The following is a 24,746-nucleotide window of genomic DNA, read 5'->3' on the forward strand; positions in this document are numbered from 1 at the left end:
CTATTTCATTGTGAAAATAGCCTCTCCTGGCATTAATGGAAGGCAGAGGTGAATTGTGATGAATAAGCCTTGTTGCATTTTTTCCCAAGATGTAAAGATGATATTTCTTTCTGTAATACATCAAGACGATTTTTGAGTGTTTTGGTGATCTCACCTTCATTTTCCAACAGATTGGTTAAAATGATTTTGAGGCTTTTCTTCTCGTCTTGCATCATATCTGCTGGTTGACGTTCAATAACATCATGCAGTGTCACAATATAAATTTCAGCTAACTCAATAAACTCCTCCCATTTCCCTTGCCTGACCATTTCCAGCAAGTTCAAGTTCAGCTCATAAATATTTTCGTAATCTTCTGATAATGAATTATCCATAGTTTACCTGTTTTCCTTAGGTTCAATTTCTTTCCAGGTGATAGAAAGGTTCGTCAAAATTTCACTAATGCTGGTGAGTTCTGCGGCAGAGTTATGTAAGTTGGCTTGCAGAAGAGTCCGTGACATGTAGTCATATAAGCTCTCAAGATCCTGAGCAATCTCCTTGCCAATCTCATGATCTAATGATGTTCTCAGCCCGTTATCAATAATATTGATAGCTTTTGAAATCATCTCGCCACGCCGTGCCACATTACCGTTTTCAAAATGAATCTTTGCCCGTAAAACGGCATTGAGCGCACCATCAAGTAACAATGAAATTAGCTGATGCGGTGATGCGCCCGCCAGTTGACTCTCCAGGTCAATTCGAGCGTAGGCGTTACGCCCCTGACTTGAATACATATTTCCTCCGCAGTAAATAGGCAGGGGCCTGCGCCACCTGCCAGTAAATTAATTCAACAGTTAAATCGTCGACAACAGCGAAACCAGCTGGCTGCTCATGCTGTTAAGTTTTGACATGGTGCTGTCCAGATTCTGGAACTGCACCCGATAGCGCTCAACCTGGGCATCAATTAACTTCTGTGTCTTTTCAATCTGGGCATCCATGATTTTGACCTGTGAATCCAGGCCCTCCGTGGATGTTTTAATGATCCCATCGGTCTTTTTATCAGGATCACCGGCATAATCAGTGATCATGCTACTCAGCTTGGTGGCCAGCCCTTCGCTCTCACCGCGACCGATAAACATATCGGCGATGCCGTCAGGGTTGTCAGCAATAGCCTCATCCAGCTTCGACTCAGTGAGCGTCATTTGCCCAGTAGCTGCGTCAATTTTGATCCCTAAATCCGCCAGCGAACCATAATCGGCGTCAGAGTCACCATAAACACCATTTACTGCGGATCGGAACTCACTCACCATGCCACGTAAGGTAGAATCGCCCATCAGCGCGCCGTTCTGGGCATTCTGGGTGGCAACATCGGAGTCAGTCAGTCCAGAGGTCTCATTCGGCACATACTTACTGGCGGCGGAAGTGAGCTTGAGCAGCGCATTGTACTTTTCCACAAAGTCTTTAACGCTGGACTTGATGGCCGAGGTATCACGGGTGAGCGTCAATTGCTCTGATTTGCCCTCTTCCGATACCTCTTTCAGTACCAATGTCACGCCGGTAATGATATCGGTAATGTTATTTGATGAGCGGGTATATTCACTGCCATCCACGCTGAGTTTCGCGTCCTGAGCAGAGGTCACCATTTTCATCGCATCGCCACTGCTGGCTGGATTATCCTCATCAAAACCACCATTCTGGGTGTTCAACATGCTACCCAGTTTTTCGTCACCATCAACACTGACCGTCATTTCGCCATCAGAGCCGGTGCTTTTCGAGGTCAATACCAACTGATAACCATCATCGGTGCGCTGTACCGATGCACCAACACCGCCATCCTGCTTATTAATGGCTTTGGCAATTTGGTTGAGCGAGGTTTCATCATCTTTCAGCTCAACATTGGTGGTTTTACCATCCCCAGTCGTGATGGTGATAGTGCGAGTGCCGCCGTTTTTCTCCCCTTGCATGGTATCGGCACTGTCAAACCCATCAGTTTTTAGCTTATGTGCCGTGGCCAGTTGGTTAATGGTCACCACATGGCTGTCGGCGTTAGCCTCGCTGGTTGCCGTAGCCGTAAAGGCTTTGTTACTGCCCACAGTTAAGGTATTAAACGCATCGCCGGATAACTTTTTTACACTAGTTTGTAATGCTGACAGCGAGCTGGAGATTTGCCCCCAGGCCGAAATCTTAGCCTTATAGCTGGTCTGCATCTTGGTATAAGGCGTCAGACGCATCTGCTCGCCGGCTTTAATCTGTTCCAGCATAGAGGCGGTATCTACACCGCCCGTACCGATACCTAATGATGATATGGAAGCCATTAAATTCTCCTATATAGAATTTATTCTGTTTTTAATTACTCTTCTCTATTAGCTATCGGTTGTAATGCTATAAAGTTTAATTTTTTGCATCCGCTTCATCAACTATATGTCGACATAAAAACATTCTCTCTCTCTTTTCAGTGAATAGAAAAGATGATTATACCGCCGGTTATTTTATTTATATCTTCTAGCGATGGAATTACTGCCAAACTTGTATGCATTTCAATTGATAGCTATTAATTTTTAATTAGTTATTGATTAACTCACTGCATAAAACATGCATAAGAGTTTTCTCACCCCAACTTTCAAAATAAAAAATTTATAAAATTTAATTTAGAGAATTTTTTTCATGCCGATGTATTTAATATGCGAACGAAATACGCATTACATATTGCAAAGTGATTGCATTATTATCCATCAATACATGAGGAAGAAATTTCATGGCACAAGTCATTAATACCAACTCCCTGAGCCTGGTAGCGCAGAATAACCTGAATAAATCTCAGTCTGCACTGGGTACTGCAATTGAGCGTCTGTCTTCAGGTGTTCGTATTAACAGCGCTAAAGATGATGCCGCTGGTCAGGCAATCAGCAACCGCTTCACCGCGAACATCACCGGCCTGACTCAGGCTTCACGTAACGCCAATGACGGTATCTCCATTGCGCAGACCACTGAAGGTGCTCTGAACGAAGTTAACGATAACTTGCAGAATATCCGTCGTTTGAGTGTGCAGGCGCAGAATGGCACCAACTCAGAATCTGACCGTCAATCCATTCAGGATGAAATCAACGCACGTCTGGCGGAAATCAACCGTATCTCCGAACAGACCGAGTTTAACGGCGTAAAAGTACTGAGCAAAGAGCAGACGTTGAGCATTCAGGTCGGTTCTAACGATGGCCAAACCATCGATATTAAACTGAGCCAGATGAATGCCGAGACACTGGGTATGGATAAATTCGATGTTACCGCTGTAAGTGGTGCAGTTGTCTCTGTTGGTATGGATGTGACTGACGGTACTTCAACTGTCAAGTTAGACCAAACAGCACTTGATGATATGAACACCAAAGCATTTGGTGCCGGTGGTAGCGGTGAGATCCGCATGTACACAGATGAGGCTGGTGAGGCCTTCTATGTAGCTACTGGTGCAAAAGCTGATGGTACTGAAGTAACCGTGACACTGACACCAACATTCACACCTGAAGATGTAGGTCCACCGGTTGTTCCTGCTTCAGTAACTTTCGCAACTAGCGGCGCTCCAACTGCAGGCCAGTTAGATGCAATGACTTCTAAACAATTACAGACTGTTGATGACGCACTGGCTATGGTTGACGAACTGCGCTCCAGCCTGGGTGCTTCGCAGAACCGTTTTGATTCTGTTATCAGCAACCTGAACAGCACAGTGAACAACCTGACTGAATCCCGTTCACGTATTCTGGATGCCGACTTCGCTTCTGAAGTGTCTAACATGAGCCGTGCAAACATCCTGCAATCAGCCGGTATCACCGTGCTGGCTCAGGCAAACCAAGTACCACAGAACGTACTGTCTCTGCTGCGCTAATTAGCCTTAATACCCTCCAGGTTCCGTGTATGTAGTGAACCTTTTAATCCCCCCAACCTTCATCGGCTGGGGGGATTTTTATTTTGTCGGTTACCATCAAGCTAATCTCTTACTCTATTTCATAACGCCATGCGACTTGCCTTTTATTTATTAATAATACTGTATAACCCTTGCTATTAAATGTATAATTTTTACACGCACATGCTGTAAAATGATATTAATCCATTTTTATTACTAAGGTATTAAAACAACCGATGGTCTATTTATATCAAAGACAAATACAGTCTGGCAGCCCAAACTCTCGCTATTGATAAAATAAGCAGCAGTGACTTATGTCACCCACCCTCTATCTCGGTAGAGAAAGACAATGTCGTTTTATGTAAAACGAAAAAGGCAACTATATTTAACAATCAAAGAGGAAGTCTAATGAAAGAAATAACAGATGAAAGCAAAGCCTTGCTTTATGATGTCATGACCGAGATTAAAGAAGATATCAAAACTATCGTCAATCGCTATACCGGTGAAGAACCCTGTATCGAGCTAATATTAAATAGTGAATGCGCAGCATTCCAGTTCTTGCTTGATAATAAGATTGAAATGAAAGTGACACTTTCACCCGCGCTGACTATTCTCTCACCAACGCCAACCGCTTAATGCTGCAAACCACCCAGGAATTATTGGTAGATATAAGTGAAGTGCTAGAAGTTAGAAGCCAGAACTATTAATGATTGGCAGAGGTAAATAATCAGCAGTGGATAGATATAATAAAAAGCGGCAGAAAAATCTGCCGCTAATACTATTCCTTGATGTGGCTAGCAATGGTTATCTATAGCAGGTTCGATTTAGGCCAGTTAACGCTGTTCCTCAATTTGAAACACTGACATCATCTCTTCCATGATTGCCGTCTGCTCATTCATCACTGAGGTGATGGTCGCCGACTCTTCAACTAATGCCGAGTTCTGTTGTGTCACCACATCCATTTGATTAATCGCCACCGCCACCTGGCGGATCCCCATCGTCTGCTCCTCAGAAGCCTGGGTGATATCCTGCATAATGTCGCTGACCTTACTCACCATCGCCACAATTTCCGTCATGGTATTTTTAGCGCTATCCACACGTTTGCTACCGGCCTGAGTATCCAGCACCGAGCGCTCAATCAGATTCCTGATCTCTTTCGCAGCATCAGAACTGCGCTGTGCCAGATTGCGTACCTCGGTTGCGACTACCGCAAAACCACGCCCTTGCTCACCGGCGCGCGCCGCTTCCACCGCAGCATTCAGTGCCAGAATATTGGTCTGACCGGCAATACCATCTATCACTTTAATAATATTGGAAATTTGGTTGGCATGGCTGGCAATGGTATCCATCGAATGCACCACATCAACCATAATAACGGAACCACTGTCGGCCATCGCTTTGGTGTCTGTCGCCAGTTTATTGGCTTCATGAGCATGAGAGGTATTATTTTCAACCGTGGTTTTAATTTGTTCCATACTGGCGGCAGTTTCCTGCAACGCACTGGCTTGCTCTTCAGTACGTGAAGACAAATCATTATTACCTTCGGCTATCTCAACCGAGCTATGCTTGATATTAATGGCTATCTCTTTAACGTCCGCAATCGTTTTCGCGAGTGAACAACGCATACTCTCAATCGCGGCAAATAACTTTCCTATTTCATTAGTTCCGCATTGTGGCACTTTGCGAGAAAGTTGCCCTTTGCTGATGGCAGAAAAAATCTGCGCAGCTTCAGAAAGGCGATTGAGGATATTCTTAGTGATATATCGAATAAATGAGAGGTAGAGCATGATATAGAGTGCAGTAATAATAACCAGAGCAATTACCAATGTGTAATGCAAATAGTCTGCTTTAACATCAAATTCTTGCATCAGATTATCAGCAATCGACGAGTACTCGGCAATTAAGGTTTCCAATTGCACGATAAGCGCATCAGCATCATCAATAACAGAGGTATTTTGTTGCAGGTTTTCAAGGTAAACCATGTAATTATCCAGAACCTTGATAAATATGGCTCCAGTTCTTTCTGACAACTCCTGAGAATAGGTTGCCATTTTTGGTTCTTTGATCCATTGCGATACAATGCTTCGGATCTCTTTATTATTGTTATTGATAGAGTTAATGACTTGCTGATTTGGCACCTGATTGGTTAACATCGCGGTTTTCATAAAGAGAACATCACCACGCGTCTCCATCAGTTTATACAGTGCCTTATTCACCAAAGCAGAGCGGTTGTGTAGTTTAATGGTGTTATCAAAATTATCTCGCGAGATATCAGAGGTTCGTAAACTTAACCCTGCCAGAATAATAAAGAAGAGCACAATGACGTAAAGGTGGAATTTCACCACCTTTTTAACACTAATAGATGGGAACAAAATAATTATCCTTCTTAGCTTATTATTTTAATAAAAACACCTCACAAATTATTTTCTGTATTCTGACAAATCCAACGGTAGACAGAGAAATGCCACGGATACTAAAACCCATTATGTTTGGTGTTTCATTATTTTTATGTTGATAGTATCCCTGCCCGTTACATATTACGGATACTTTATCCTTGCCACACATTTTGAAATGATGTTATTCGTAGACAGCCTCAGCAACTTGCTCAACAATTTCCATCTCTTCGCTGTTGAGTAATTTCTCTATATCCACCAGGATAAGCATACGTTCATTCAGTGTACCTAAACCTAGCAAGTATTTGGTTGAGAGCGTGGTAGAGAAATCCGGTGCAGGTTTAATTTGCTCAGCATTTAATGACAGCACATCTGATACCCCGTCAACAACAATACCGACAATACGATTAGCCAGATTTAATACAATAATGACGGTATTATCATTTATATCCGCAGAGGGCAGTTGAAATTTAACCCGAAGATCAATAATAGGAACGATAACACCGCGAAGATTGGTCACCCCGGTAATAAAATCAGGTGTATTGGCAATCCGGGTTACACGGTCATAGCCGCGAATCTCCTGAACCTTGAGGATTTCAATGCCATACTCCTCATTTCCTAAGGTGAAGACCAAATACTCCTGGCCGACATTTTGATCACCAAATTGTTTTTCTATTCCCGAGAAATTCATCAAATTACCTCATTCAATCGCTACAAATTAATGTTGTTTTTCTGCTGCGGTTTTATTTTTGCAAAGAGTGACCAAAGCAACCACATCAAGAATTAGTGCCACGCTGCCATCACCCAGAATTGTCGCGGCTGAGATACCCGGAACTTTGCGGTAATTAAGTTCAAGATTCTTGACCACAACCTGATGCTGACCAATTAATTGATCAACAAGTAATGCATAGCGGCAGCCTGCACTTTGTAAAATAACGGCAATACCGTCATTAGCTAGCGTGAAATCGCTCTTAATATCGAAAATCTGATGCAACTCAACCAGAGGCATATATTCTCCCCGGACTTGTAACATCAATTCATCGCCCGCCATCCGAAACAATGCATTTTCGGAAGGCTTGAGTGACTCCATGACAGTTCCGAGTGGCAGAACATAGATCTCATCACCAACACGCACCGACATTCCATCTAAAATAGCCAATGTGAGTGGCAAAATAATGCGGATCGTAGTGCCTTTATCTTGCTCGGAATGAATTTCAACATGACCGCCCATTGCCAGGATATTTCTGCGCACCACGTCCATACCCACGCCGCGCCCTGAAACATCGGTGACTTTTTCTGCCGTAGAGAAACCGGCGGCAAAAATAAGCATCCAAATATCTTCATCACTCCAGTTTTCGTTAATCGCAATCCCTTGAGATTGAGCGCGTGCCAATATTTTTTCGCGATTTAAACCCGCACCATCATCAATCACTTCGATAACAATACTGCCGCCGTGATGCTCTGCCGAAAGCGTCAAATTACCTTTGGCGGGTTTACCTTTTGCCAAACGCGCATCGATAGATTCAATGCCGTGATCCAGACTATTGCGAACCAGATGAGTCAGGGGATCAATAATTCGTTCAATCAAACTTTTATCCAGTTCAGCTGATCCACCTTTTAACGTCAGCTCAACTTCTTTATCCAGTTTGCCACTCAGGTCATGAACCAAACGCGGGAAGCGACTAAACACATATTCCATCGGCATCATTCGGATGGACATCACTGATTCCTGCAAATCACGCGCGTTACGTTCCATTTGACCAATACTGCTGATCAAGGTGTCATGCAAGGCGGGGTCCAGCACACCGGAAAGCTGGGACAGCATGGCTTGAGTAATGATCAGTTCACCGACCTGATTAATAATCTGATCGACTTTTTCTACCGCAACCCGAAGACTTCCCGATTCCGCAGCCGGCGCTTTTGCCGCAGGTTTTGGCCTGGCTACCGGAGTATTAGCTGGTGTTTTTTGCTGATGCTGATGCTGATGCTCATTCTCACCTCTGGCAAGCTCTTCACGTATTGGAGCAATGGCGTCAACCGGTGCTGCTGGTGCATCCGGTACGGTAAAGAGCTTTGGCTCGCTGGCCTTTATGGTTATCTGTTCCGGTTCGAGTATGAAACATAATACGGCGAGGATATCGTCTGCAGATGTCGTGGTCTGTAACTGGACATGTAATACATCAGCCTCTTGTTGCTGGCTGACCACCTCACCCAGATTGGCCAACTCTTCGAGTAAAACTGTTTTATCACCTGCGGGAACTGCACTTATCGATACCCTAAGCTGACATTGAGAAGACTCGGGTAATAGCGTGGTTTGTCGCTCAGATTGAGTGACTACCGCTACGCTATTTTGTTTATCTTCTTGCGCAATTTGGCGCAGAGCATCACAAATATATTGGAAACTGTCCTGGTCAGGCTCCTGCGAGGATTTATACGCATCAAGCTGATCTTGCATAATATCTTTACTCTCCAGAAACAGATTAATAATGTTGCTATTTAGCGTCAGTTCCCCACGCCGGGCGTCATCCAGCAAGTTTTCCAGTATGTGCGTCGTTTCTTGCAATACAGTAAAACCAAAGGTCCCCGCCCCTCCTTTTATTGAGTGAGCAGCGCGAAATATCGCGTTCAGCATTTCCTTATCCGGCGAAATGAAATCAAGCTCTAAAAGATGCCTTTCCATATCAGCCAGTAATTCATCAGCTTCATCAAAAAAGGTTTGGTAAAAATCACTCACGTCCATCTTGTTCAACCTTTTCCTGTATAGAATTAGCAGGAACTGTTTCCGCCGGCGTCACCTCAATCGGTGCTATTTCATTGGCCGACATCTTTTTCAGTTCTGTTATTATTTTTTCACTACCTTGATTATCAGACGCATTCTGCAAGACGGTATCTTCTTGCATAATGGACTTTTCCTTATCCTTGCTCAGGACCAAAATACTGATCCGCCGGTTGATAGGATCATCCGGTTTAATATTTTCCAGGTTCATCATGTCCGCGGTGCCAATAACGCGCAGGAACTTATTATCTGCCAATCCTCCAGCGACTAAGGTACGGCGTGAAGCATTGGCGCGGTCAGATGACAGCTCCCAGTTGCTATATCCCACCTCGCCCCTGGCGTAAGGCAATGAATCTGTATGGCCTGTCAGACTGATTCTGTTGGGAAGGTCATTAAGTACCGGAACCAATGCCTGGAGAATACCCTGCATATAAGGTTCCAGCTCCTTACTACCCACTTTAAACATCGGCCGCTCTTGGCTATCAATTATCTGAATAAGCAGCCCGTCATCTGTGAGGGAAAGTCGAAGATTCGATTGGAAATTACTTAAACGAGGATCGTTATTGATCAAACTTTCGAGTTTCTGGTGAGCACGCTTTAAATTGACCGTACTCTTTTGCTTATCCAGCTTATTCAACGTCTGCTTGAGAACTTCCCCATCTTGCTGGGTATAATCATCGCCGCCACCTGGAATCGGGCTGCTGCTTAAACTGTTTTTATCACCTTGTGCCACTGATAATTTCAGTGGCATTTTAAAGTAGTCCGCAATTTGCTCACGTTGCAGAGGCGTGGAAGAAGAGAGCAGCCACATCACCAGAAAGAAAGCCATCATCGCAGTCATAAAATCCGCATAAGCAATCTTCCAGGAGCCACCATGGTGGCCGTGTTTATGTCGCTTGCGTTTACGAACAATAATTACAGGTTGCCGCTGATTACTCATGACGGGCTATCCGTTGCGCTGCTGTTTGCCGAGGATTTCACCTCTCTGACATGTTCTTCCAGTTCAACAAAGGTTGGACGCTCAGAGGAGAAGAGTGTTTTACGACCGAATTCAACCGCGATCTGAGGTGCATAGCCATTCATACTCGACAACAAGGTAACGCGAATACATTGCAGCATTTTGAGCTGCTCACTGCTCTTTTGGCGTAGCAACGTTGCCAGTGGCAAGATAAATCCATAAGCCAGCAAAATACCCAGGAAGGTTCCCACCATGGCGTGAGCAATCAGCTCACCTAATTCAGCAGCCGGGCGATCTGCGGAAGCCAATGCATTCACCACCCCCATCACTGCGGCAACAATACCAAAAGCGGGCAAGGCATCACCGATAGCATTTAAGCTATTAGCGGGTACTTCATGTTCATGCTCACAGGTTTCAATTTCCTCATCCATTAATGCTTCTATTTCGAAAGCATTCATGCTGCCACTTATCATTAGGCGTAAATAATCAATGATAAACGTCATTAATTCACTGTCTGCAAGCAAGCGTGGATAAGCGGTAAAGATAGCGCTGTTCTGCGGGTCTTCAATATCATTTTCCAGCGTCATAAGGCCATTCTGCCGACCTTTAGTCAGCAGCAAATACATCATTGCCAGAACGTCCATATAAAGCGCTTTGGTATAGTGCGAACCTCTGAATAAATGTGGTAGTGACTGCAATGTGGCTTTTATTGATTTGCCATTATTACCGACAATAAAAGCCCCTACTCCTGCGCCCCCAATAATCAAAAGCTCACTTGGTTGGTAAAGTGCACCGAGTTGCCCCCCCGCGAGACTGAATCCACCGAAAACAGTCAAAATGACAACCAAATAACCAATAATGACTAGCACATACACTCCTTAATAATTAAATACTCAAACCACACCTAAATGCTTGTAAATGCTTGGTTGTCATAAATTTTAGAAACGGGGCAGCCGTACCAAATAAAATTGATACTATTGTTTATGACTAAAATCTATTTAACGACTTATCGTTTATACGATAAGGGGGTTCTCTTCTGGTGAATCAGGAGTTTTACATTTCTTAATTGCACGAGAAGGTGGGCTGCATAAACTACAAGTAAAAGGATTTTTTGAATGTTCACTCGTAACCACAAATCCCCCACCACAAATACAACACTCTTTATGTTCTATAATTCCACAATTGATGAATCTTAATAGTGTCCACGCACGAGTTAAGCCAAGGACTTGCTTTTCACCTGGTTGAGGTGGGCATTGTTCCAGATATAATCGATAGGCTTTTACAGTTGCTTCTATAGGTCTACAAGGCTCAGTCTTTTGCAGATAAAGATGGATATTATAAAACATAGATGAGTGAATATTTTGTTCCCATGCCATAAACCAATCTTCTGAGAAAGGCAACATTCCTTTAGGCGGTGGGCATCCTCTGAGTTCTTTGTACAAGCGTAATAATCTTCTACGACTCAAGCTCGTTTCACTTTCCAACATTTGCATACGAGCACCAAAAGAAATTAGCTCCATTGCAATTTGTACTTCTTTAATTTCCTGCAATATACTTTTTTCAGTCATAATCACTAACCCCGTTAAGTTGGTGTGATGCTTTGCTCAGAAAGCGAATTAAGCAGATTGGTGGACAAAATGATGCCCGTATGGATCTGCTGCAAAGCCTCAATACGAGAGTCTTTAGTCAAGTTATCAATAACAATTTCGTTATCAACACGAAGACGACAGATCAACTGGTTGGTTGATGCCAGTTTTATCAACTGAGGGAGTGACAATTCTTTTAGCGTATCAATAGTCGCTTCCGTCAATCCCAGGCGAAAACCTGCCGCAAATTTATCTTCTCTAATTAATTGTTGAGCCAATAACAAATAGGACAAATTGATGTCATGGATTCTCTGTAACTGCTGATCGACAGCTCCTACATTACTTCCTAAAATCATTTTCGGTTACCATATTCATTTCACCGACAGCATGAATGAATGTTAATTAATCTGCTGAAATTTGATAAATAAATTAAACCTACAGTTAGAGTATCGATCACATTAGATATAATATCTTTAACAATAGGATAATCTTTATCGCCTTATTGGTTATATACATCATGAAAGTAAAACATGACCATGTATCGCCACGCTCATTTATCATGTTGAAATCAAATATTGCTCTACCAGACCCTCGTCAGACTCAATACATTAATATGCCAAAAAGCAGAGACCGTTCATCGTACCTAATATTTCAAAGCAAAAGACGGTGAGAGGAACACTGTTTCAATATAATAACCACTTTATTCGGCAAGCTCAACTTTTAATTATCATGCACTCTGACAAATGAATATTTCATTGAAATAAACCCCTAATTAAACCAAGCCTTTTTATTAAACTCTGTTCTTAGTTTAATAATGATTTAAATCAATAAAATTATTATATTGCTATAAATTCATTGAGTTAGCGCATCCATTCTTGCTCGTAATCGCTTAATTGCCTGACTATGTAGCTGGCTAACTCTCGTTTCCGTAATATCTAAAAGCACACTTATTTCTTTCATATTCAACTCTTGTTGATAATAGAGATTCAAAAGAAGTTGCTCTCTTTCCGGTAGTGCTTTTATTTCTCGACTAATTTGCTTAGTTAAATTTCCTTTCATTATTTCATGCAAGGGATTCAACATTTCATTCTGAATATCTGGCTGCTCTACACTGTCTGAGAATTCCTCTTGTAATTCATCCAGAGAATAGAGCTGACTGGTGTTAGTGTCTGCCAACATTTGTTGATATTCACGTAACGTCACCCCCATACTTGCAGCAACTTCAGCTTCGGTTGCTACCTGACCACTTTCTTGTTCTATACGTTGAATAGTGGCAGCAATTTCACGTCCATTACTACGAACCCGGCGCGGCACCCAATCACGTTCACGCAGTTCATCTAACATCGCCCAGCGAATGCGCTGAGTAATGTAAGTGCTTAATCCTATTCCCTTCTTAGGGTCAAAATGGTCGATCGTAGTCAGTAGCCCTATGGCCCCAGCTTGAATAAGATCATCAAGCTCTACACTGGCGGGTAAACGAGCCTGTAAACGTAGAGCTTCATGCCGAACCAAAAAACCATATTTGGGCCACAACTCATCCTTCTGCACGACACCATCATGGGTATAAATACCATTCACAATTACATTATCCAGCCTACAAAAAACGTACGATATTATTAAGGATAAATCTGAGATCAAATAGCCTGATAAGGCGATACAATATTGCGCAATCCGGAACTTAAATTTTGCCTTTATCGCGCAATATCCAACATTACTGAAATTATCACCTGCGATACTGATTAACGCCGCTAAATGAAACTACCGTCTCATTTAGAAGGTTTCCCACTGTCCTTCCGCTGAATTTTTGTTCATTTCAGGTTCATTTTTAGTGGATGCAGAACTAAAGCGTGGTGCCTTTTTTTCGCGTTCCCGCTCCACTCGTTTTTCAGCGGAAGATTGGTGGATAATAAATTTGGACACAATGCCATCCAGCGCTTCTGACTGCACTTCCAGATTATTGGCTGCCATTGAGGCTTCTTCAACCATCGCCGCATTTTGTTGCGTCACCTGATCCATCTCATTCACGGCTTGAGCAATCTGATTAATACCGGCGCTTTGCTCATCAGAAGCTGAGGTTATTTCCCCCATAATATCAGTCACCTGAGTTACAGAGTTCACAATATCCTTCATTACCATTCCCGCCTGGTCAACTTGCTGAGAACCGGTACTGATATTGGATACGCTGGTCGTGATGAGTTGGTTAATTTCTTTGGCTGCATCAGCACTGCGTTTCGCCAGATTGCGAACTTCTTCTGCGACAACGGCAAACCCGCGACCTTGTTCACCTGCTCTGGCAGCTTCAACTGCTGCATTCAGCGCCAGAATATTCGTCTGATTTGCGATACTGTCGATGACACTGTTGATATCAGCAATCTGACGCGAACTCTGAGTGATTTGCTGCATAATATTTTCGAGATTAGTCATGACATTGCCGCCATTGCCCGCATTGAGACTGGCGCTTTCTGCTAACTGACGTGCGGTATGGGCATTATCGGCATTCTGGCGCACTGTCGTTTTTAACTCTTCCATGCTGGCCGCAGTTTGCTGCAATGCCGAGGCTTGTTCTTCTGTTCGTGCTGACAGGTCAGTATTACCCTGAGCTATTTCCTGCGCATTGCTATAAATACGGGTCACGCCATCGCGGATACCCGCAACAGTGCCAGTCAGCGATACACGCATTTTTTCCAGTTCAATTAACATCAGGCCGAGTTCATTTTCGTCCCCAACATCAATAGCTTCACTCAAATCACCACTGGCGATTTTTTTGATAGATTGCGACGTTTGTGCCATGCGCATAACCAGGGCGCGCTTTAACCAAAGACGAACCAGCAGCAATAAGATAATTGAGGTGATCGGCACCACTACTGCCATGAAGATCATCTCGTGGTAATCTTCCTCTGCCTGATTGGTAAATTCGTTGTTCAGTTTATTGGCAGCAACTTCAAAAACACTTATTTTCTCTCGCAGGACAACGCGCTCATGCATTTCGTTATCCAGGGTGTCCGGCATACTGCTGGGATTGGCAATGTAATTCAGTTTTTCAATTGAGAAATTTAATACTTTCGCAAACTGTTGATTCAACTCAGCAGCGGCATGTTCAGTTTCAGGCGAATTAAACGGCGTTGACATAAATGTCGCCATTGCCTCTTTGGATCTGGCGAGAATACTCTTGGCATTTTCAATCGATGCAAGCTCAACTTTTCGGTTAAGATTTGTTTGTAGCATCAAGGCATTAACATGCGCTAACCCACTATAAAGGTTAAAAACAGAGTCGCGCATACCGTTCATATTATCTGCTGCGATAAAAGTACGATTAAAGTTATCTTTACTCGAAATAGAATTCAGCAAACTGTATGCCGTTACCAGCATCAAGAACACAACGAAGACACTTAGAATACAAGTAATACCTGTCGATATTTTCAATTTTTTAAACATAATTAACCTTAATCACAACAGATAACTGCTGCTGACATTTCGCAGAGATAAAGAATCAGTAAATTATTACAACAATAACTTTTACAAATGAGTTAAATAATAAGAACAATAATTTTAACAATGTAAAGTTTTGAAAATTAATATCACATATTAAATATCGACATTTTTTGCATGCTCTGAAATACCATAAAGGAAGAGCTAAGAGCGAATTCAGTCATTTTAGATTGGGATATTAGTGTAATAATTGAATCGTAATCTGAACCCACGGTTTCTTGCAGCCGTGACTCCAGATTAATTTTTTGTGTCGCCGAGCTAAGATCAAGAGAATCTATTTGTTGGAGACTGGTCCCAACTTGTGCCTGCACCTTACCGAGATTATCAATCCCTTTCTTGATAGAGATATTGACGCTATCCAGAGTTTGTTGCAGCGCTTCACGATCAGCATCAGTGTCTACAGGTGTATTCAATGCCGCGATGGCTTTATCTAACTGAACAAACAGATCGTCAGCAGACCCACTCATAAAGACGTCACGCCCGGTATGCCCGACTTGCATTTCAGTGCTATCAGCCACAATTTGGGTCATAGGTGAGTCACCACCGACATACGAACCATCTGGCAGGAAAGGCCGGGTTCCGGTATTAAAGCCGGCGAAAATAAAGCGGCCGCTACTGTTGGTGCTGTTAGCTAAATCCAACATGTTATCGCGAATACCCTGTAATTCTGTCGCCAGCGCCTGCCTGTCTGCATCAGAATGGACACCGTTGCCACCCGCAACAATTTTCTCGCTCAAATTCTTGGTTAAAATATTACCTAAGGAAGTGAGAATATTGTCTTCAAGTTCTAACGCATCTTTAGCATAAAGACGGGCAGTGTCGAATTGATTCATATTTGACAGCGCATTTTGATAAATGACAGCCTGAGAAGCCCCGGCGGGATCATCGGAAGGTGTCAATAAATTTCGCTGGGCGGATAAGCGCATATAAATATCATTGCCGCTTGTCATTGCCTTCGACAAACTATCGATATTATGCTGATACATATACTGGGTGCTAAGACGCATCGAAATTTCCTTAATCTATTATCAAACTACTCGTGCCGTGCTAAACAATGAGGGGCTATCTAATACTCAATAGTGTGTCGAAGAGCGTTGTTGCCGTCTGGAGTACTTGTGCATTCGCCTGATAATATTGGGTATACAGTTGTAAATTCATGTATTCCTCATTCAGGTCAACACCAGAAACGGATTGCTGCTGAAGAATAACAGCGTCTAAAACTTTCCCTGTCGTTGTCGCATCGGCTTTAAGTGCCGTCATTGATGAACCAACAGAACTCACCAAACTGGCATAAGCCTCGGTCAAAGTAGCATTGCCAACCAAGTTTTCACTTTTGATGGCAATCATATCTTTGATATTTTCGTTATTACTCTGCTCATCAGGATCGGATGAACTTGAGGCTGCTATTTTATCCACATCAGTAATGGCAACGCTAAGTGACCCTGCGACACCCGATACCGGGTTTAAAACAAAGCTATCATTAGGTTCTGGTGTTCCCTGAGGCGTAATGGAAATACCATCAAACTCTAATTCACCATTGGCACCAATAGTGGGCGTAATCGTTCTACCATCGCTGGTTTGTACTTCCCAATCATTCGCACCGGGGCCTTTATAGGTTAAGGTATAGTCTTCGGCCTTCACCTGGCTGATATCGGTAAAACTGACATCTAATGTGGTATCACTGATATTATTTCGGTTCGCGATGGCAACAGGGTCAGCAATATTAAAGAGATCTCCGCCCGGCAGCCCTTCGCGGTCAAACCCCGCCGCATTAACCTCGTTGAATTTATTGGCCATCTGCAATGCCAGTTGGTTTAACTGATTGCGGGCATCAACTAAGTCCTCATTACGGAATTTAAACAACCCACCCAATCTGCCGGAGCTCATTTGCTCTTCGTCCAGTTGCATCTTATTACCCGATGCATCTACATATGAGACGATAGTTTTGGATGGGTCTTCTGGCGAAGCTGATGCTTCAAGCTGATAAGAGCGATCACCATTAACCAATGGCATACCATTCGCCATGGTGACATCAACCCGCCCAGTGGTTGGGTTCTCATTGACCCGAATCCCCACCTGCGCACTGATTTGCTCCAGCACTAAATCGCGCTGGTCAAGTAAATCAGCTGGCAGTTCACCGGTTTGTCCGTAGATTTTAGCAATCTCTTCATTCAGTTTTGCGAGCTGTTTTGCCCCGGCATTGATATCAGAAACACTTTGGCTAATCTGCGTATTGGTGCTTTTTTCTAATCCGTTAAGAGTATTGCTATTGCTATTAAACTGATAAGAAATGGCTTTGAATTGGGATAACACTCCCTGGCGGGCAGCCTGGCTTACCGGGTCGCTGCTCACTTTCTCCAGCGCGCCAAAGATATTATTCATGGTAACTGAGATATTATTCGTATCATCTCCCAGCATGTTATCAATTTGGCTAAGCTGCTGGTAACGCCCATTTAATGCTGAAAATTCTGTGGTAGCGCTTCGTAATTGATTATTGATAAATCCATCATAAGCACGTCGTACACCGTCGACCTGAACACCATAGCCAAAGAAGCCAGCATTCGTGGTTTTGCCTCCGGCCTGGCCTAGCATAATACTTTGTCGGCTGTACCCTACTGTTACAGCATTATTCAAGTTATTGCCGACGACATTAAGTGCCGCTTGTGCTGAACTAAGCCCACTCTGGGCCAAATTAATAAGATTCATAAATCACCGACATTGTATTCTCTGCAAATTCTTTAGCGAGTTTTACCAGGATTATTCCGTAGGAAAATTCGCACCTATATAATCTATCGGTTGTTCAAAAATAAACTAAACCTTCATTTGCTAAAATAATGAAGAAAGATCGGTTTTATAGGCATTCAGGCCCTGATCAATATTCCCTTTCACTTGCTGAATGATACTTATTAATTTCTTGGCATAACTTGGATCGGTTGCATATCCCCCAGACTGTAATGCCCGAGCAGCATGTTCTGGTGAAGCAGACTGTGCAACATTTTGATAACGGGGATTGTTCATTAACAGCGAGGTATAATCTGACAGAGCTTCAGAATAAGATGGATATACTCTAAATGCCGCTTTCACCTTTTGTGGCGCGCCATTTATATATTCTGTTGTCATTATTTCCGTGGTATCCCCTTTCCAATCCGGCGTCGCTTTTATGCCAAATAAGTTATGACTAGGTTTACCACTTGTTGTTGCAATTTCCTTATTTCCCCAACCAGATTCAAGTGCTGCCTGAGCAATAATAAGCTGGTGAGGAATCCCGCTTTTTTGTGCTGCGGCAATAGCTGGGCCTAACATGCGGGAAATAAAACTGGTATTTTTCTCGCCTTTACCTGTATAGCGTATCGCTTCACCTTCATTTTGCGACTGAGCCGGTGGCAATGGCGCTGCATATTGCCGCTTGAGTAAATCCAGGTTCAGGCTATAGGGAGCTGGGGCGGCGCCGGGCGTATTATGTACCGCTGTCGTTTCCCCTCCCATTTGCTTAACCATCAAGTCAGCAAATCCCATCTTGCTTTGATCGGCAATATTTTGTGATATCTGTTGATCGTACATCGAGGTAAACATATCCGATGCCTGACTATGTAGCAGACCATCTTTAAAAGAAGCATCTCGCATACTTTTGAGCATCATCTGAATAAACATGCCCTCCATTTGCTTCGCCGCTTCTTTTATCCCTTCCGAAGAGTTGCTTTTTACCTCGCGTTTCAATGCATCCAAGCTGCGAACATCAAACGCCGCCCCTGAAGAGAGTGCTGAACTGCTCATCAGTTAGTCTCCAGTTTGGCACGCAAGCAACCGGCACTTTTCATTGATTGCAGGATCGACATCAGATCATTTGGTGTCGCGCCCAGACTATTAAGCGCTCGCACTACGCTATTCAGGTCCGCACTGGTATTCACGCGTTGCAGATGACCATTTTGCTCACGAATTGATATCTGTGTGTTTGGTGTCACGACAGTTTGTCCACCGGCCAACGGGGTGTCTGGCTGGCTGACCTCATTGGTCTGGGAGACTTCCACGGTTAAATCTCCCTGCGCCACGGCGCAAGCATCCAGAGAAACATAGCGGTTCATCACCACAGAACCGGTGCGGGAGTTAACAATCACTTTGGCGTCCATCACCCCAATTCGAACCGGAATATCTTGTACTGCAGCCAAAAAGCGCACTTTCGCTGCACTGTCCGTGGGCGTGAACAGCTTGATGGTACGAGAATCTTCAGCGATGGCGGCACCGCTGAAACGCCGATTTATCTCATCACTCATTTGCTGAGCAACAGAAAAATCCTCTTCATTAAGCTGTAACCTCAGGATGCTCTCGTTAGCAAAACTAACCGGTACTTCGCGCTCAACGGTCGCACCGCCACTGATCCGCGCTCCATTTAGCTGATTCACTTGCACCCGGCTACCGCCACTTTGCGCACCTGCGCCAGATACCAGCAAGTTTCCCTGAGCCAGCGCATAAATTTGGTTATCCACCCCTTTCATCGGCGTCATCAGTAAAGTGCCGCCGCGTAAACTTTTCGCATTCCCCAGAGAAGAGACAACAACGTCTATCTTCTCACCTGGTCGTGCGAACGGAGGCAAATCGGTAGTGACCATCACCGCCGCGACATTCTTTAGCTGCATATTGGTGCCCGCAGGCACCGTAATCCCTAACTGGGACAACATGTTATTCAGGCTTTGCGTGGTGAACGGTGTTTGCATGGTCTGATCCCCCGTGCCATCCAGTCCGACCACCAGCCCGTATCCCATCAGAGAATTGCTTCGAATCCCCTGAATAGACGTTAAATCGCGAATGCGCTCTGCCTGAGCGTTGTGTGGCATCCAAACAATCAAGCCCGTACAAAATAGGCTCAAACATAATGTGAGAAATGAAGTTTTCATTAGCTGTTCATTAATAAGGAGAAAGGTTGAGGAACAGACGTTGCAACCAACCCATCTGTTGCGCTTCGTTGATGTATCCATTACCGACATATTCGATACGCGCATCGGATACTTGGGTAGAAATGACTGAGTTGCTGCTACTGATGGTTCGGGGGTTTACCACCCCAGAGAAACGGATGAATTCAGTCCCCTGATTGATGGCAATCTGTTTCTCGCCCACCACTTTGAGGTTGCCGTTTTCCAGCAGTTGCTGCACGGTAACAGTGATGGTTCCGCTAAAGGTATTTCTCGCGGCGGCACCGCCCTTACCCGAGAAATCATTGCTGCCACTGATAGCCGCATTGGCTTTATCACCACCAAATAACCCGTTCAACGCATGAGGCACGGTATCGAATGAGATGCCGGTTGAGCCATTGCGATTGGCATTGGCAGAGGAACTCTTACTGGCACTGACATTTTCTTGCAGCACAATCGTTAACGTGTCACCTACATTGCGCGGTCTACGATCTTCGAACATGGGCTGATAGCCATAGTTCATCGCCTGTCCGGTCTGAAAAACGGATCCGTTAGCGACCACCATTGCCGGTGATGACGGGCTGGCGGTGGTTGCACCATCGACCAACGGCTTGTGAGGGAGATAAGCGCACCCCGTCAACAATAACGTCAGTACCACAGAGGTCGACAACAGCCCCAGGCCACGTTTAAGACTTGGGGATGTAAGAGGTGTATTCATTTCGGATATGGCGGAACAAGGCTGGTTTTTCATTTCATCCACTACGGGCAAAAACAACCGTAAATCGGCCCCTGCTTGCAAGGCAGAGGCCAGACTTATGGCTGCTATCAAAGTTGTGTCAGGCGTTGCAACATCTGATCCGATGTCGATACCGCTTTACTGTTAATTTCATAGGCGCGCTGAGTCTGGATCATATTCACCAGCTCTTCCGCCACGTTAACGTTGGAGGTTTCGACATAACCTTGTCGAAGGCTACCGCCACCATTCAGGCCGGGCGTGGTTTCATTGGGCGCACCGGAAGCCTGGGTTTCGCGGTAGAGGTTTTCACCAATGCTTTCAAGACCGGAATCGTTAATAAAGGTGCTTAACGTGAGCTGCCCCACCTGCTGCGGTGCTGTTTGCCCTGGCACGGTGACACTCACGATGCCGTCATTACCCACGGTCAAGGTATCCGCATCCTGCGGGATAGTGATGGCCGGCTGTACCGGATAACCACTCGCGGTCACCAGTTGGCCATTCTGGTCAAACTGGAAAGAACCGTCGCGGGTATAAGCGGTGGTGCCATCGGCCAATTGGATCTGGAAGAACCCGTGCCCTTCAATCGCCAGGTCTTTGCTGTTATTGGTTTGCGTCAACCCCCCCTGGCTATGGATACGCTCGGTTGCCACCGGACGTACCCCGGTTCCCAACTGCAATCCGGACGGGATAGTCGTCTGCTCTGAAGACTGCGCACCGGGCTGACGTAACGTTTGATAAAGTAAATCTTCAAATACCGCACGCTGTCTTTTAAACCCATTAGTACTGACGTTTGCCAGGTTATTGGAGATAACGTCCATATTGGTCTGTTGTGCTTCAAGACCGGTTTTGGCAATCCATAAAGAACGGATCATGCTGAAATTCCTCTTTGCCCGGGCTTACCCCATGGCCAGTAACTGGTTAGCTTTCTTTTCGTTATCATCCACCGCACTGATGACTTTCATATTCATGTCAAATCCACGTGCGGTGGCTATCATGTCGACCATTGATTTCACGGGACTAACATTGCTGCTTTCCAGCGCGCCGGGAATTAACAGCAGATCCTGATCTGCCGGTAACTCAGGCAACCCGGCATTGGGTGAGGTATCAGCGATATGAAATAGGCCATCGTCACCGTGGTGTAGATCCTGAAGTTGCGCATTCACCATTTTCAGTCTCCCCACCTGAGCCAGTGCTGAAGGCTCTTCCCCTGCGCCACGGGCGGTAATAGTGCCGTCAGGCGCAATCGTCAATTCTGACTGCGGCGGGACATTGATTGCTCCGCCATCGCCGATGACCGGCAGCCCTCTGACCGTCAATAAGCCTTCACTATCGACTTCAATATTGCCTGCACGGGTGTAAGCCTCACCGCCATCCGGCAGTTCCACTGCCAGCCAGCCATCCTGAGGTAACGCCACATCCAAATTGCGGCCAGTCTGGTTGATAGTTCCCATCGAATCATCGTGGTAAGGCGTCGACTCTGTCACCAGTGTTCGGGTCTCGACAGAAGGGCCATTAATCGGAACCGCACGATAAGCCGAAAGCTGTGCACGAAAGCCGGTCGTTGAAGCATTGGCCAGGTTGTTTGACACCACACCCTGACGGTTGAGGGCGGCATTAGCCGCACCCATTGCGGTATATATTGCGCGATCCATAGGAGTCTGCCGTTAACCGAGGTTAGCCAGGATCTGAAGGAGTTCAGATTGGGTTTTAATGGTCTGTGAGTTGGACTGGTAGTTACGTTGATAGACGATCATGTTGACCATCTCTTTACTCAGATCGACGTTAGAGGCTTCAAGTCGATTACCGTACAGCGTACCCAGATTCCCTGTACCGGAAACACCGGTAACGGGTTGCCCTGACTCCGGCGTTTCCGACCAGCAGTTATCGCCTTGAGAAGACAGCCCACCCGGATTGGTGAAATTCGACAGCACAACTTGCCCCAACAACTGCTGTTGGCCATTACTGTAAGAGGCAACAATTTGACCATTATCCCCAACAACATAACCATTCATTAGGCCGGGGGCATAACCGGTAGTGGTCGGGCTATTCATTGACGTATCGGATGCCTGTTGGGTCATGCCCGCCATATCCAGATCAAAGTTCAAGGCTTCGCCACCATTAAAGGCCGCACCCTGTATGTTCAATCTCGCCGGATTGGTAGTCAGTTGCCCTGAGGTATCAAAATTCAGTGCAAGTTCTTGATAAACCGGATCACCATCGTTATCCAGCATCGGTGAAGTGGTATTACTGGAATAGGCTTTCCATTCATTGTCACCGGTTTTCACATAATAAATGTTGATAGTGTGCTTATTGCCGAGGCTGTCGAAAGCATCGACCTGACTCACCGAGTTGTAGCTTTTGTTGTCTGCCGGATCAAAAGGATTAGTGCCTTGATCGATTGCTGTAGTGCCGGAGTCCAGATTGCCGTTGAGAGTACCGCCATCAGAAGCACGTGCCACCATCTGCCCTGATGGGATTTGAATCGGGCCAATCGCGGCACCGGGCTGGATCGTTGGCGGGTTACCCGTAGCCTGATAACCGGTCAAAAACATCCCTTGGTTATTCATGATGTTGCCGTTTTCATCACTTTTGAATTGGCCATTGCGGCTATAAAACACGCGACCGGCTTCATTCACCAAACGGAAAAAGCCATTTCCCTGGATACCCATATCCAGGCTGCTACTGCCACTCCCCAAAACGCCATCGCTGAAATTTTGGTTAACAGCAGAGACCTGCACCCCCATCCCGATTTGTGAGCCGGCAAATACATCGGCAAAGGCAATGGAACCTGATTTGAATCCCACTGTTTGGGAGTTGGCAATATTGTTACCGACGACATCGAGGGCTTGTGAAGCTGCACTTAATCCACTAAGGCCTTGTGAAAAACTCATGGTTAATCTTCCTGAATACTAAAAATGAAATACTAAAATTGGATCATTCAATGAAATAAATATCGCCTAACGTCGCGCTACCATTTAATCCCAACTGCAACACCGCACCGCTAGGAGAGAATGAAACGCCATCAACTTTGGCTTGTTTCAGTGCAACGATATTCGGCACACCACCCTCACTATTTGCGGCAGAGAATGAAACTTTATATCCGCCCTCAATATCCGGTGGCGGCTCGGAGGGTTGGAAACCACTCAGGTCATCAAGACTGAATTTATTTACACCCGCTTTGACATTCTTTAATTCGGCAGCATAGGCATTACCCTGCGAATCGGTTAACGTGACCGTAACCTTGTCGGCATCGTTATCCAGCGAGAATGCAAACTCTTGATTCCCACCTTCGGTCAGGGAAACAACCGAGTCACCCTCGATCCACACGCGACGCCCAACCCAATCTGCGGCATTCATCTGCTGCATACTGGTGACCAGTGAACCTACTGCATTCAGTGTGGTATTGAGTTGCTGAACCCCTGATGCAGTATTAAATTGTGCCAACTGGGAGGTTAACTGGTTATTATCCATCGGGTTGGTTGGGTCCTGATTTTGCATCTGAGCAACCAGCAATGTCATAAAACTATCGGTTAAATCCTCAACACTATTACCACCGCTTTTGGATTCGTTAGCGGATGTATTACTACTACTCATTACTGGTGAAACAGCCATTTCCCCGTCCCTTATTGACCCAGAGTCAATGTTTTTAACATCATTGATTTAGCCGTATTCATAACTTCGACATTGGCCTGATAACTGCGAGACGCCGAGATGGTGTTGACCATCTCATTGACGACATTGACATTCGGCATGCGAACATAGCCATTCTCGTCTGCAAGTGGATTTCCCGGTTCATAGAGCATGCGATCGGGTTCGTTGCTTTCTACCAACTCGCTCACCCGGACACCGCCGATTTCTTGCCCTGGTGCATTGTTAACTTGAAAAATAACCTGCCGTGCACGATAGGGCTGACCATCCGGCCCCACGGCACTGTCGGCATTGGCCATATTACTGGCGCTGACATTGAGCCGTTTAGATTGGGCCGCCATCGCTGACCCCGAAATATCAAATATGCTGAATGTTGACATGGCAC

General features: G+C 45.0%; 24 protein-coding genes. 2 read left to right on the plus strand and 22 right to left on the minus strand.

Features of this window, described 5'->3' with window-relative positions; all coding sequences use genetic code 11:
* Positions 1–32 precede the first annotated feature (32 nt).
* From FTB31_RS14395 to fliD, 3 genes are read right to left on the minus strand one after another with little or no spacing between them, the layout of a single operon-like run.
* The gene (locus tag FTB31_RS14395) at positions 33–371 is read right to left on the minus strand and encodes a flagellar protein FliT (RefSeq protein WP_227719314.1); all 339 of its coding nucleotides are present in this window, start codon (positions 369–371) and stop codon (positions 33–35) included.
* 3 nt (positions 372–374) lie between these two features.
* The gene (fliS, locus tag FTB31_RS14400) at positions 375–770 is read right to left on the minus strand and encodes a flagellar export chaperone FliS (RefSeq protein ID WP_076707244.1); all 396 of its coding nucleotides are present in this window, start codon (positions 768–770) and stop codon (positions 375–377) included.
* Positions 771–830: 60 nt separating this feature from the next.
* Positions 831–2,291, minus strand: coding sequence for a flagellar filament capping protein FliD (gene fliD / locus FTB31_RS14405; RefSeq protein WP_227731498.1), 1,461 nt, complete (start codon positions 2,289–2,291; stop codon positions 831–833).
* A gap of 440 nt (positions 2,292–2,731) precedes the next feature.
* Between fliD and FTB31_RS14410 the strand changes: the two genes are divergently transcribed.
* Both FTB31_RS14410 and FTB31_RS14415 read left to right on the plus strand, forming a co-directional pair.
* Complete coding sequence (locus tag FTB31_RS14410) at positions 2,732–3,850, plus strand: FliC/FljB family flagellin (protein ID WP_077174437.1); 1,119 nt, start codon at positions 2,732–2,734, stop codon at positions 3,848–3,850.
* Between the two features lie 426 nt (positions 3,851–4,276).
* Positions 4,277–4,504 carry a hypothetical protein gene (locus tag FTB31_RS14415; RefSeq protein ID WP_076707241.1) on the plus strand — a complete coding sequence of 76 codons (228 nt, stop codon included), beginning with the start codon at positions 4,277–4,279 and terminating at the stop codon, positions 4,502–4,504.
* A 197-nt stretch (positions 4,505–4,701) separates the two neighbouring features.
* On the opposite strand, the gene FTB31_RS14420 is transcribed toward FTB31_RS14415, so the two are convergent.
* The 19 genes from FTB31_RS14420 to flgC form a co-directional block, all read right to left on the minus strand.
* Positions 4,702–6,240, minus strand: coding sequence for a methyl-accepting chemotaxis protein (locus FTB31_RS14420; RefSeq protein ID WP_227731499.1), 1,539 nt, complete (start codon positions 6,238–6,240; stop codon positions 4,702–4,704).
* Positions 6,241–6,445: 205 nt separating this feature from the next.
* Complete coding sequence (gene cheW, locus FTB31_RS14425) at positions 6,446–6,952, minus strand: chemotaxis protein CheW (protein ID WP_077174439.1); 507 nt, start codon at positions 6,950–6,952, stop codon at positions 6,446–6,448.
* Between the two features lie 27 nt (positions 6,953–6,979).
* Positions 6,980–9,001, minus strand: a complete 2,022-nt coding sequence (gene cheA, locus FTB31_RS14430; protein ID WP_227731500.1) for a chemotaxis protein CheA — start codon at positions 8,999–9,001, stop codon at positions 6,980–6,982.
* Positions 8,988–9,977 carry a flagellar motor protein MotB gene (motB, locus tag FTB31_RS14435; RefSeq protein WP_077174441.1) on the minus strand — a complete coding sequence of 330 codons (990 nt, stop codon included), beginning with the start codon at positions 9,975–9,977 and terminating at the stop codon, positions 8,988–8,990. The genes cheA and motB overlap by 14 nt, the downstream gene beginning before the upstream one ends.
* Complete coding sequence (gene motA / locus FTB31_RS14440) at positions 9,974–10,864, minus strand: flagellar motor stator protein MotA (RefSeq protein ID WP_077174442.1); 891 nt, start codon at positions 10,862–10,864, stop codon at positions 9,974–9,976. Before motA ends, motB begins: the two co-directional genes overlap by 4 nt.
* Before the next feature lie 144 nt (positions 10,865–11,008).
* Positions 11,009–11,563, minus strand: a complete 555-nt coding sequence (flhC, locus tag FTB31_RS14445; protein ID WP_077174443.1) for a flagellar transcriptional regulator FlhC — start codon at positions 11,561–11,563, stop codon at positions 11,009–11,011.
* A 14-nt stretch (positions 11,564–11,577) separates the two neighbouring features.
* Complete coding sequence (flhD, locus tag FTB31_RS14450) at positions 11,578–11,937, minus strand: flagellar transcriptional regulator FlhD (protein ID WP_077174444.1); 360 nt, start codon at positions 11,935–11,937, stop codon at positions 11,578–11,580.
* Positions 11,938–12,433: 496 nt separating this feature from the next.
* The gene (locus FTB31_RS14455) at positions 12,434–13,159 is read right to left on the minus strand and encodes an RNA polymerase sigma factor FliA (RefSeq protein WP_077174445.1); all 726 of its coding nucleotides are present in this window, start codon (positions 13,157–13,159) and stop codon (positions 12,434–12,436) included.
* A 192-nt stretch (positions 13,160–13,351) separates the two neighbouring features.
* Entirely contained in the window at positions 13,352–15,016 is a 1,665-nt protein-coding gene (locus FTB31_RS14460; RefSeq protein ID WP_227731501.1) for a methyl-accepting chemotaxis protein, read from the minus strand.
* A gap of 143 nt (positions 15,017–15,159) precedes the next feature.
* Positions 15,160–16,077, minus strand: coding sequence for a flagellar hook-associated protein FlgL (flgL, locus tag FTB31_RS14465; protein ID WP_076707232.1), 918 nt, complete (start codon positions 16,075–16,077; stop codon positions 15,160–15,162).
* Positions 16,078–16,132: 55 nt separating this feature from the next.
* Positions 16,133–17,776: a flagellar hook-associated protein FlgK gene (gene flgK / locus FTB31_RS14470; RefSeq protein ID WP_077293512.1), complete on the minus strand. Its 1,644-nt coding sequence runs from the start codon at positions 17,774–17,776 to the stop codon at positions 16,133–16,135.
* A gap of 120 nt (positions 17,777–17,896) precedes the next feature.
* The gene (gene flgJ / locus FTB31_RS14475) at positions 17,897–18,844 is read right to left on the minus strand and encodes a flagellar assembly peptidoglycan hydrolase FlgJ (RefSeq protein WP_077174448.1); all 948 of its coding nucleotides are present in this window, start codon (positions 18,842–18,844) and stop codon (positions 17,897–17,899) included.
* Positions 18,844–19,902: a flagellar basal body P-ring protein FlgI gene (locus FTB31_RS14480; protein ID WP_235921110.1), complete on the minus strand. Its 1,059-nt coding sequence runs from the start codon at positions 19,900–19,902 to the stop codon at positions 18,844–18,846. The genes flgJ and FTB31_RS14480 overlap by 1 nt, the downstream gene beginning before the upstream one ends.
* Positions 19,903–19,972: 70 nt before the next feature.
* Positions 19,973–20,728: a flagellar basal body L-ring protein FlgH gene (locus FTB31_RS14485; RefSeq protein WP_400189515.1), complete on the minus strand. Its 756-nt coding sequence runs from the start codon at positions 20,726–20,728 to the stop codon at positions 19,973–19,975.
* A 74-nt stretch (positions 20,729–20,802) separates the two neighbouring features.
* On the minus strand, positions 20,803–21,585 hold the full coding sequence (gene flgG / locus FTB31_RS14490) for a flagellar basal-body rod protein FlgG (RefSeq protein WP_076707228.1): 783 nt from the start codon (positions 21,583–21,585) through the stop codon (positions 20,803–20,805).
* Positions 21,586–21,609: 24 nt separating this feature from the next.
* The gene (locus FTB31_RS14495; RefSeq protein WP_077174450.1) at positions 21,610–22,365 is read right to left on the minus strand and encodes a flagellar basal body rod protein FlgF; all 756 of its coding nucleotides are present in this window, start codon (positions 22,363–22,365) and stop codon (positions 21,610–21,612) included.
* A gap of 12 nt (positions 22,366–22,377) precedes the next feature.
* Entirely contained in the window at positions 22,378–23,604 is a 1,227-nt protein-coding gene (flgE, locus tag FTB31_RS14500) for a flagellar hook protein FlgE (protein WP_227719809.1), read from the minus strand.
* A gap of 43 nt (positions 23,605–23,647) precedes the next feature.
* Positions 23,648–24,325, minus strand: coding sequence for a flagellar hook assembly protein FlgD (locus FTB31_RS14505; RefSeq protein ID WP_077174452.1), 678 nt, complete (start codon positions 24,323–24,325; stop codon positions 23,648–23,650).
* A gap of 11 nt (positions 24,326–24,336) precedes the next feature.
* Positions 24,337–24,741: a flagellar basal body rod protein FlgC gene (gene flgC / locus FTB31_RS14510; RefSeq protein WP_077174606.1), complete on the minus strand. Its 405-nt coding sequence runs from the start codon at positions 24,739–24,741 to the stop codon at positions 24,337–24,339.
* Positions 24,742–24,746: the final 5 nt, after the last annotated feature.

Origin of the sequence: Yersinia proxima, assembly GCF_902170785.1 — a bacterium.
GTDB lineage: Bacteria > Pseudomonadota > Gammaproteobacteria > Enterobacterales > Enterobacteriaceae > Yersinia > Yersinia proxima.

Excerpts from the sequence above, each read along its gene's own strand:
- FTB31_RS14395 (WP_227719314.1), bottom strand. The coding sequence starts at position 371 with ATGGATAATTCATTATCAGAAGATTACGAAAATATTTATGAGCTGAAC.
- fliS (WP_076707244.1), bottom strand. The coding sequence starts at position 770 with ATGTATTCAAGTCAGGGGCGTAACGCCTACGCTCGAATTGACCTGGAG.
- fliD (WP_227731498.1), bottom strand. The coding sequence starts at position 2,291 with ATGGCTTCCATATCATCATTAGGTATCGGTACGGGCGGTGTAGATACC.
- FTB31_RS14410 (WP_077174437.1), top strand. The coding sequence starts at position 2,732 with ATGGCACAAGTCATTAATACCAACTCCCTGAGCCTGGTAGCGCAGAAT.
- FTB31_RS14415 (WP_076707241.1), top strand. The coding sequence starts at position 4,277 with ATGAAAGAAATAACAGATGAAAGCAAAGCCTTGCTTTATGATGTCATG.
- cheW (WP_077174439.1), bottom strand. The coding sequence starts at position 6,952 with ATGAATTTCTCGGGAATAGAAAAACAATTTGGTGATCAAAATGTCGGC.
- cheA (WP_227731500.1), bottom strand. The coding sequence starts at position 9,001 with ATGGACGTGAGTGATTTTTACCAAACCTTTTTTGATGAAGCTGATGAA.
- motB (WP_077174441.1), bottom strand. The coding sequence starts at position 9,977 with ATGAGTAATCAGCGGCAACCTGTAATTATTGTTCGTAAACGCAAGCGA.
- flhC (WP_077174443.1), bottom strand. The coding sequence starts at position 11,563 with ATGACTGAAAAAAGTATATTGCAGGAAATTAAAGAAGTACAAATTGCA.
- flhD (WP_077174444.1), bottom strand. The coding sequence starts at position 11,937 with ATGATTTTAGGAAGTAATGTAGGAGCTGTCGATCAGCAGTTACAGAGA.
- FTB31_RS14460 (WP_227731501.1), bottom strand. The coding sequence starts at position 15,016 with ATGTTTAAAAAATTGAAAATATCGACAGGTATTACTTGTATTCTAAGT.
- flgL (WP_076707232.1), bottom strand. The coding sequence starts at position 16,077 with ATGCGTCTTAGCACCCAGTATATGTATCAGCATAATATCGATAGTTTG.
- flgK (WP_077293512.1), bottom strand. The coding sequence starts at position 17,776 with ATGAATCTTATTAATTTGGCCCAGAGTGGGCTTAGTTCAGCACAAGCG.
- flgJ (WP_077174448.1), bottom strand. The coding sequence starts at position 18,844 with ATGAGCAGTTCAGCACTCTCTTCAGGGGCGGCGTTTGATGTTCGCAGC.
- FTB31_RS14480 (WP_235921110.1), bottom strand. The coding sequence starts at position 19,902 with ATGCCACACAACGCTCAGGCAGAGCGCATTCGCGATTTAACGTCTATT.
- FTB31_RS14485 (WP_400189515.1), bottom strand. The coding sequence starts at position 20,728 with ATGAAAAACCAGCCTTGTTCCGCCATATCCGAAATGAATACACCTCTT.
- flgG (WP_076707228.1), bottom strand. The coding sequence starts at position 21,585 with ATGATCCGTTCTTTATGGATTGCCAAAACCGGTCTTGAAGCACAACAG.
- FTB31_RS14495 (WP_077174450.1), bottom strand. The coding sequence starts at position 22,365 with ATGGATCGCGCAATATATACCGCAATGGGTGCGGCTAATGCCGCCCTC.
- flgE (WP_227719809.1), bottom strand. The coding sequence starts at position 23,604 with ATGAGTTTTTCACAAGGCCTTAGTGGATTAAGTGCAGCTTCACAAGCC.
- FTB31_RS14505 (WP_077174452.1), bottom strand. The coding sequence starts at position 24,325 with ATGGCTGTTTCACCAGTAATGAGTAGTAGTAATACATCCGCTAACGAA.
- flgC (WP_077174606.1), bottom strand. The coding sequence starts at position 24,741 with ATGTCAACATTCAGCATATTTGATATTTCGGGGTCAGCGATGGCGGCC.